Source organism: Amycolatopsis sp., from assembly GCF_036008905.1.
In the GTDB taxonomy this organism is placed as follows: domain Bacteria; phylum Actinomycetota; class Actinomycetes; order Mycobacteriales; family Pseudonocardiaceae; genus Amycolatopsis.
The window spans coordinates 44509-52696 of record NZ_DASYMU010000215.1 but is presented as its reverse complement, the minus strand read 5'-3'; the positions used below and the strand labels follow the sequence as shown (position 1 = coordinate 52696).

Annotated in this window: 10 protein-coding genes; 3 read left to right on the top strand and 7 right to left on the bottom strand. The window is 67.1% G+C overall.

The features are described from left to right. Positions 1–9: 9 nt before the first annotated feature. From VGP60_RS34720 to VGP60_RS34710, 3 genes are read right to left on the bottom strand one after another with little or no spacing between them, the layout of a single operon-like run. Positions 10–879 carry a carbohydrate ABC transporter permease gene (locus VGP60_RS34720; RefSeq protein ID WP_327552411.1) on the bottom strand — a complete coding sequence of 290 codons (870 nt, stop codon included), beginning with the start codon at positions 877–879 and terminating at the stop codon, positions 10–12. Then, positions 876–1814, bottom strand: coding sequence for a sugar ABC transporter permease (locus VGP60_RS34715; RefSeq protein WP_327552410.1), 939 nt, complete (start codon positions 1812–1814; stop codon positions 876–878). The genes VGP60_RS34720 and VGP60_RS34715 overlap by 4 nt, the downstream gene beginning before the upstream one ends. 5 nt (positions 1815–1819) lie before the next feature. Next, positions 1820–3217 (bottom strand): ABC transporter substrate-binding protein, encoded by a 1398-nt coding sequence (locus VGP60_RS34710; protein WP_327552409.1) that lies wholly within the window; start codon positions 3215–3217, stop codon positions 1820–1822. Between the two features lie 197 nt (positions 3218–3414). On the opposite strand from VGP60_RS34710, the gene VGP60_RS34705 reads away from it, so the two are divergent. After that, positions 3415–3783 carry a YciI family protein gene (locus VGP60_RS34705; protein ID WP_327552408.1) on the top strand — a complete coding sequence of 123 codons (369 nt, stop codon included), beginning with the start codon at positions 3415–3417 and terminating at the stop codon, positions 3781–3783. A 79-nt stretch (positions 3784–3862) separates the two neighbouring features. Here the strand turns inward: VGP60_RS34705 and VGP60_RS34700 are convergent, their stop codons facing one another. The 3 genes from VGP60_RS34700 to VGP60_RS34690 are packed head-to-tail and all read right to left on the bottom strand — an operon-like array spanning position 3863 to position 5360. Beyond that, a complete protein-coding gene (locus VGP60_RS34700; protein WP_327552416.1) occupies positions 3863–4105 on the bottom strand; it encodes a VOC family protein in 243 nt (80 codons plus the stop codon). A 48-nt stretch (positions 4106–4153) separates the two neighbouring features. Continuing rightward, positions 4154–4624, bottom strand: a complete 471-nt coding sequence (gene rnhA, locus VGP60_RS34695) for a ribonuclease HI (RefSeq protein WP_327552407.1) — start codon at positions 4622–4624, stop codon at positions 4154–4156. A gap of 52 nt (positions 4625–4676) precedes the next feature. Beyond that, the gene (locus VGP60_RS34690) at positions 4677–5360 is read right to left on the bottom strand and encodes an epimerase (protein ID WP_327552406.1); all 684 of its coding nucleotides are present in this window, start codon (positions 5358–5360) and stop codon (positions 4677–4679) included. A gap of 127 nt (positions 5361–5487) precedes the next feature. Between VGP60_RS34690 and VGP60_RS34685 the strand changes: the two genes are divergently transcribed. Continuing rightward, complete coding sequence (locus tag VGP60_RS34685) at positions 5488–6054, top strand: TetR family transcriptional regulator (RefSeq protein WP_327552405.1); 567 nt, start codon at positions 5488–5490, stop codon at positions 6052–6054. Further along, a complete protein-coding gene (locus VGP60_RS34680; RefSeq protein WP_327552404.1) occupies positions 6051–7202 on the top strand; it encodes a metallophosphoesterase in 1152 nt (383 codons plus the stop codon). The genes VGP60_RS34685 and VGP60_RS34680 overlap by 4 nt, the downstream gene beginning before the upstream one ends. On the opposite strand, the gene VGP60_RS34675 is transcribed toward VGP60_RS34680, so the two are convergent. After that, positions 7168–8109 carry a hypothetical protein gene (locus VGP60_RS34675; protein ID WP_327552403.1) on the bottom strand — a complete coding sequence of 314 codons (942 nt, stop codon included), beginning with the start codon at positions 8107–8109 and terminating at the stop codon, positions 7168–7170. The genes VGP60_RS34680 and VGP60_RS34675 overlap by 35 nt on opposite strands. Positions 8110–8188: the final 79 nt, after the last annotated feature.

The following is an 8188-nucleotide window of genomic DNA, read 5'->3' as shown; positions in this document are numbered from 1 at the left end:
ACCCACGACTCAGGCTTTTTCGGCGCCGCTGGTGAGGCCCTCGGTCAGGAACCGTTGCGCGGCGTAGAACAGGATCACGATCGGGACGGTCGGGACGACGGAGCCCGCCATGAGAATCGTCTTCGACACCTCGACCCCGTTGGACAGCTGCGCCAGCCCGAGTGACACCGTCCACTTGGAACGGTCCTCGACCAGGAACAGCAGTGCGAACAGGAATTCGTTCCAGGCGATCATGAACACGTACAGCGCGGTGGCCACGATCGCCGGCGCCGCCAGCGGGATCGTCACCCGTGTGATGATCTGCCGCCGGGAACAGCCGTCGATCATCGCCGCTTCTTCGATCGCCGCCGGAATCGTCACCAGGTAGTTGCGCAGCCTGTAGATCGACACCGGCAGCGTCTGCGCGATGTAGACGATCATCAGGCCGACCAGCGAGTCCCGCAGCCCGAGTTTCGTGAACAGCACGAACAGGGGCACGGCCAGCAGCACCGCCGGGAACAGGTACACCGCGAGGAACAGGAAGTGGATCTGCTTGTGCCCGAAGAACCGCAACCTGCTGATCGCGTACGCCCCGGGGATCGAGATCACCAGGGTCAGCAGCATCGTGCCGAGCGACACGATCGCCGAATTCCCCAGCAGGCTCAGCATGCCCTGGCCGTCGGAATCTGTGGACTTCAGGACGTCTTCGTAGGTCGACGTGGTCCATTCCGGGAAGCTCACCCAGAGCTTCCCGGGGTTCTGCAACAGGTCTTCGATCGGCCGGATGGACAGCAGGATCATGTAGTAGAAGGGGAACAGCGTCGCCAGCGCGAGCCCGGCGAGGACCACCCACCGCAGCACGCCGAAAAGCTTGGTCTCGAAGGTGTCCCGGTTCATCATGACCGCTTGTCCTCCGGTTCGGGAGCGAAGAATTTCAGGTACACGGCGAGAAAGAGCATCAGGACGGCGGCGAGCACCAGTGCCTGCGCCGCGGCGGCGCCGACGTCGAAGCGGGCGGTGATGAAGTTGTAGACCCGCACGCTCGCCACGTCGGTGCCCGAAGCGCCACCGGTGAGCAGGTAGACGTCGTCGAACTTGGTGAAGTTCATGACGAACCGCAGTATCGCCAGCAGCGCGATCACCGGCGCCAGCTGCGGCAGGATGATGTGCCGGAACCGCTGCGTCGGCGTGGCGCCGTCGACCAGCGCGGCCTCCTCGAACTCGGCGGGCACGGCCTGCAGTCTGGCCAGCAGGAACAGGAACGCGAACGGGAAGTACCGCCAGCCCTCGAACGCGATCACCGTCAGCAGCGCCACCGGGATCGGGATGTCCAGGCCCAGCAACGAAACCGTGGTCTCGCGCTGGGTGAGGAAGGCGATCGGGCGGTCCCAGCCGAGCAGGCCGGCCCCCCATTCGTTGATGATCCCGTACTGCGGGCTGAGCATGACCTCCCAGACGAACGCGACGGCCACCACCGGTGCCACATATGGCAACAGCATCGCGCTGCGCAGGAAACCCCGGCCGCGGAACGGTTTTCGCAAGGCCAGCGCGGCGGCGAGGCCGAGCGCGATGGACAGGACCGTGCCGCCGATGGCGTAGGTCAAGGTCGTCCCGATCGAGCTCCAGAACCCCGGTGAGCCGAACACGGTGACGAAGTTGCGCAGGGTGTAGCTCTCGAAGAGCCCGGTGCTGCGGACGTTGAGCAGCCGGATCCGCTGGAAGGCGAGGATCACCGTCCACAGCAGCGGCAGGACGACGACGGCCAGCACGATCAGCAACGTCGGCGAGATCAACGCCAGTCCGGCACGATTTTCCCGCTGTCGCAAGGTTTTCACGCGGCTCACCTCAGCGAGGTCTGGATCGAGCGGACGTCGTCCGCGGCGTTCTCGGCGGCCTCGTCCGGTTCGGTGCCACTGAGCATCGACGCGACGGCCTTGGGCACCGGCTGTTCTCCCAGCGTCGCGCCCATCAGCGTGCCTTGCCCCTGTGCGAAACCCCAGCGGTGGAAGCGATCCAGGCTTTGACTCAGTGCGCTGATCGTCTCCAGCGGGTAGATCTCGCCGAGCGGCCGGCGGTTGTCCACCCCGGCCGGGAGCTTTTCCCAGGCTCTGCTGAACAACTGTGGGTCGGCGGCCGTTCCCCGGCGCGCCGGGATCTTGCCTTCCGGCGCCATCCCGAGCCACTCGGGGTAGACCTGTTCGCCCATCATGTATTCGACGAACCGCTTGGCCTGCTCGCGTTTCGACCCGACCGGGACCGTCCACGACGTGAGTTCGCCGTACTGCGCGGGTTCGTGGCCGGGCCCGCTGATCGCGCTCACCACCCCGCTGTTCCTGGCCAGGAAGCCGGGATCGCTCGCACACTCGGGGCAGGACGGCGAAACGTCGTCGCGCAGGCCACCGAGCTCGTCCAGCAGATAGGAAGACCAGACGATCATCGCCGACTGCCCGGCGAAATACGTCGCCCGGGTGCTGTCGATGTCCTGGGTGCCCGGTGGGGAGTACTTGCCAACGAGGTCGCCGACGAACCGGAAGGTGTCCTTGCACCGGGGATCTGCCAGCGAGATGGCGCCGTCGTCGCCGACGAGTTCGCAGCCGCCCGCGACGGCGAGTCCCTCGAAGGCCTGGCCGGTGCCGGCGTCGGCGGCTGAAGTCGTCATCGAGATGCCGGACATGCTGCCGCGGTGCAGTGCCTGGGCGGCTTGGCGGATCTTGTCGTAGGTGTCCGGCACACCGAGGCCGGCGGCGGCGAAGAGATCCTTGCGGTAGACGAGGATCTGCGCCCAGCCGTCGGAGGGCACCGCCAGTTGCCGATCACCGTCGCGGGTGAGCGCGAGCGCGCCGGGTGAGAAGGTGGACGCCCCCAGCGTGTCGACGATTTCTTTTCCGGCCTGGGTGTCGAGCAGTTCGTTGCCCGCCATCTGCCAGGTCGCGGTGAGCGGCAGGGCACCGATGACGTCGGGCAGTTTGCCCGCCGCGGCCGAGGACATGATCAGCTGGCTGAACTGGTTCTCGTCGACGGCGACGAGCTTGACCGGGATCCCGGTCTCCTGGGTGAACCGGCCGGTGATCCGCTCGGTCGCGCGGACCCGGTCCGTCTGGTTCTCCAGGCTCCACACCACCAGGGTTCTGGCGTCTTCGGCGCTTTCGCCGGCACAACCGGCCAAGAGGCCCGAGCCGAGCAGGGCCACCAACGCGGCCGCCCACCTTCGTCTTCCGGAATCGGGGAATCGCATCATCAACAGCACCCACCCTTTCCTGTTGTGATGATGCGATTACTGCACGCGAGCGCCCCGGCGCAAGGGTGACCCGCGTTCTTAACTTCGACGCGACTTGGATTTGACACGGCGCGGATGTCGAGAACCCGGATGCGGCTCCGACCAGAGGTGTGATGAGGTTCCCGGACGGGACCCCTACTGCCTCGAGGAGTGACGAGATGAAGTACCTGCTGATCATGCACACCAACCCCGTGATCTGGGATTCCTTGAGCGAAGAGGAGAAGAACGGGGTCATGGAGGGCCACGGCCCGTTCATGGACGCGATCAAGGCTTCGGGGGAGATGATCAGCACCGCAGCCCTTCAGGCCCCCTCCGAAAGCGCGACGGTCCGCGTCCGCGGTGGTGTTCCCGTGGTCACCGACGGCCCGTACCTGGAGGCCAAGGAATACCTGGCCGGGTACTACCTGGTCGAGTGCGCGAGCAAGGAACGCGCGTACGAGCTCGCCGCGATGATCCCCGACGCGAGCATCGAGGGACTCGGTGTCGAGGTGCGCCCGATCATCTTCTCGGAAGGCGTGGGGGGCTGAGCTACTTCGACGGGAAAGGCGCTGGTCGCCGATGGCCTGCTGGAACGGCGGCCGTACCAGGTACTCGGGCTAGGTCGTGTCACTCCCAGACGAGACAGAAGGGATGGCCCGCGGGGTCGGCGTAAACCCGCCAGCTGCGGTCTTCGTCGCCGCGCTCGAGCGGCTTCGCGCCGAGCCCGAGGACGTCCGCATGAGCCTGCTCGAGGTCGGTCACGGCGAAGTCGAGATGGGACTGCTGCGGGTGCGCGGGATCCGGCCACCGCGGCGGGCGATGGTCGTGGGCGCGCTGGAACGCGAGGATGAAGCCCATGCCGGTGTGCAGCGTCGCGTGAAGCGTTTGCTGGGGCGCGAGCAGCTCACGGCAGCGTTGTCAGAGCTTTGACTTGGCGGCTTCGACAGCTTCCTGCAGCCCCCGGGCGGCCAGGCGGTCGGCGCGCTCGTTGTCGGGGTGCCCGGCGTGGCCCTTGACCCAGTGCCATTCCACCTCGTGCCTGCTGACCGCGGCTTCGAGCTGCTTCCAGAGGTCGACATTCTTGACCGGCTGCTTCGCCGACGTCATCCAGCCGTTCTTCGACCAGCCCGCGACCCACTTCGTGATGCCGTTGCGGACGTAGGTGCTGTCCGTGTACAGCATCACCGTGACCGGCCGCTTCAGGCTTTCGAGCGCCATGATCGGCGCGGTGAGTTCCATCCGGTTGTTGGTCGTCTCGCCCGCTTCACCGCCGCACATGTCCTTCTCGCGGTCGCCGTACTTCAGCACCGCGCCCCAGCCGCCCGGGCCGGGATTGCCCAAACACGCACCATCGGTGTAGATGACCACGGCCTGCTCAGCTTCGTTCACCCCCGCAACATACCGAGGCCTGGATCGCCATCTGTCGACAGATGGCGGTACTTCAGCGGCCCAGGGAATCGCGGTCGCGGGCGACGGCGTAGATGGCCGGGCTTTCCAGCACCCGTGCCTCGGAACCGTGTTCGGCCAGCTGCACCATGGACCGCCCGAGCTGTTCGGTGGTGATCAGGTACTTCGGCAGCACGCGCTTCAGCAGGTGGTAGAGCGGGGTCGCGACGGTGTAGATCACCGAGTACAGCCGGGTTTTCGACCGGACGCCGTGCACCGGATGGATGTATCCGGGCCGCAGCATGTACGCCCGCAGCGGCAGCGCGAGCAACGCGTTCTCGGTCTCGCCCTTGATCCGCGCCCACCGCACGCGCCCCTTTTCGCTGCTGTCGGTACCCGCGCCGGAGACGTAGACGAACACCATGCCCGGGTTGAGCCGAGCCAGCGTTTCGGCGACCGACAGCGTCAGGTCGTAGGTGATCTTCCGGTACGCCTCTTCGCTCATCCCGGCGGAACTGGTGCCGAGCGGAAAGAAACACGCGTCCTGCCCGCTCAGTTCCGCCTCGATCGAGGACAGCTCCGTAAGGTCCGGCAGCAGGATTTCCCGCAGTTTTCCGTGGTCCACCCCGGTCGACGACCGGCCGACGACGAGCACGCTCTCGACCACCGGATCGTGCAGGCATTCCAGTAGCACGCCTTGTCCGACCATGCCGGTGGCACCGAACAGGATCACCTTCATGTCGCGACTCCGTCGAGCTATGTAACTAACTAGAAAGATAGGCTCCGGCCAGGTTAGCGTACCAGTGGTCTCTTATCGGCGGGTCGTTTCGGAAAAGCACCTTCGGGTGGTCGGTTAGGGTCGGGTCATGGTCAGAGACGCTGAAGAAACCCGGCAACGCCTGCTGAAGGCCGCCATTGCCGAGTTCTCCGTCTACGGCATCGCGGGCGCGCGGATCGATCGGATCGCCGCGACGGCCCCCGCCAACAAGGCTCTGATCTACACGTACTTCGGCAACAAGGAGCAGCTGTTCGACGCCGCGTACGACCTGGTGACGAACCGCACGGTCGACGAGGTGCCGATCGACGTCGGTGACCTGCCCGCTTATGCCGGGCGGTTGTTCGACCGGTTCTGGCAGTCGCAGGAAATCGTCCGCATGTCCGCATGGCACCGGCTCGAACGCGGGGAGGAGCAGGCGATCCCGGCGCTGGTGCTGCAGGCGCATCGCGACAAGATCGCACTTCTCACCCAGGCACAGGAGGACGGAAAAATTCCCAGACATATCCCGGCGGGCGGACTGCTGTCGCTGATCATGGTGATCGCGACCGTGTGGACCGACGCCAATCCGGACTTCGCCTCGGTCAAGTTCGTCACCACCAAGAAGGCCCGCCGTCTCGTCGTCACCGAGGCAGTGCGTCAGCTGGTGCGACCGTGAAACTGTTCCGTCGCGTCCTGATCGGCGTACTGATCGTCGCCGTGCTCGTCCTGCTGTTCGCGCTGCCGTGGTGGGCGCTCGTGTTCTCGCCCATGGATTGGCCGTTCCCCATGGTGCTGGCGGGCACGATCGTGTTCGCGGCCGCGCTCGTCGCGTTGCCGGTGATGATGTATCTCGGACATCGGCGCCACGGGCGTGATTGGGCCGCGCGCACCGGCGACACCATCCTCGGCGTGATCTGGGTGCTGTTCGTCTGGACCCTGCTGGGTGACATCCTGCGGCTGGCGCTGGCCATCGCCGGCGTCGAAAACCCGAACCGCGCGCGGATCGTGGCCGTGTTCGTCGCGGTGGTGGCGGTGACCCTGGTGATCTGGGGCTACACCGAAGCCATGCGCCTGCCGCGCGCCAAAGCCCTCGACGTCGTCATCCCGCGCCTGGGCAAGGGGCTCGACGGGACGCGGGTCGTCATCGTGACCGACACCCATCTCGGCCCGATCAACCGGACCAAGTGGACGGAGAAGCTGGCCGCGGCCGTCAACGACCTGGACGCCGACATCGCGATCCACGCCGGGGACATCGCCGACGGCACGGTGGCTCAACGCCGTGGGCAGGCCGCGCCGCTCGGCACGGTACGGGCGCGACTGTCCAAAGTGTACGTAACCGGGAACCACGAGTACTTCGGTGAGGCGCAGGGCTGGCTCGACCACATGGGCGAGCTCGGCTGGGAGCCGTTGCACAACAAGCATGTCGTCGTGGAGCGCGGGGGAGACCGGCTGGTCGTCGCGGGCGTCGACGACGCCACCGCGGAGGCGTCGCACCTCCCCGGGCACGGCGCGAACCTGAGCAAGGCGCTGGCCGGGACCGATCCGGACGCGCCGGTGCTGCTCGTCGCGCATCAGCCCAAGCAGATCGCCGCCGCCGTGAGCGCGGGCGTCGACCTGCAGATCTCCGGGCACACCCACGGCGGCCAGATCTGGCCGTTCCACTATCTCGTGCGGCTCGACCAGCCGTCGGTGCACGGGCTGAGCCGCCACGGTGAGCGGACACAGCTGTACACGAGCCGGGGGAGCGGGTTCTGGGGTCCGCCGCTGCGGGTCTTCGCGCCGAGCGAGATCACCGTGCTGACGCTGCGTTCGGCGGCTCCGTAGCCAGAGTCGCGAGCCGGTCGAGGCCGACACCGCTGATGATCAGGCGTTCCTTGCGATTGGTGAGCAGCTTCTGCGTCCAGTCCACGAAACCGCCGTCCGCGACGTCGAACCACTCGTCCCCGTCCGCGCAGTACAGCTTGAAACAGAACCCCGAGTAGTAGCCACGGCCGGATTCCCTGCCCGGATCGTCGACGACGTCGACCCCGGGCAGGGCGTCCCGGATCGCTTCCACCACCGGCGAGAAGCGCGGGTCCAGAACGGTGAGCCGGAGTTCGAGCCGCCCCGCGCCGCACGCACGGACCGCGTCGGCCGTGGCCCGCACGTGTTCGACGGCGTGCTGCCGCTCGAACGCGAGGTTTCCGGTGTCGCGTCCTGCGGAGACCAGTCCGAGCAGCGCGAAATGCGCGAAGCTTGCCCGGCCGCCGAACCGCTGTGCGCGCACCACGCGCTGAAGTGCGGCGAGCCGGACCACTTCGGCCGACCGCGGATCGCTGAGCCCGCCGCGCCGGTGCGCCGCTTCGAGTGCCATGGCGTTGGTGGGATCGGCGGCCACTTCGCTGCCGCGGATCGTCGACACCACCTTGTTCTGGTCGACCGTGGCGAGTACTGAGTGCGTCCCGAGCGGCGCCACCGGCGCCAAGGTCAGCACCTCGAATTCGGGTGGCAACGCGGCCAGCGCGTTGTCTTCGGTCCGCCGCAACCGGCCGAACGGCACACTCGCCGGGGTCGCGAACCTGTCGTCGCGGTACCGGCGCAGCACGTCCGGCGCGGACAGCTTGCCGGCGCGCAGCCGCATCGCCTCCAGCAACAAGGTGGTCAGGTCGGCACCGGGCAGACCGGCGAGCAGATCCAGCACCTCGTCGTCGGCCTGCCTCAGCACCCTGGCCAGCGCGCCACGATCGTCCATGCCTCATTTTCGCCGTCTTGCCTGTTCAGCGGCCACCGGTTTTCTCCCGCCCGGGCAGGGGGACAAGTGACGCTGGCGC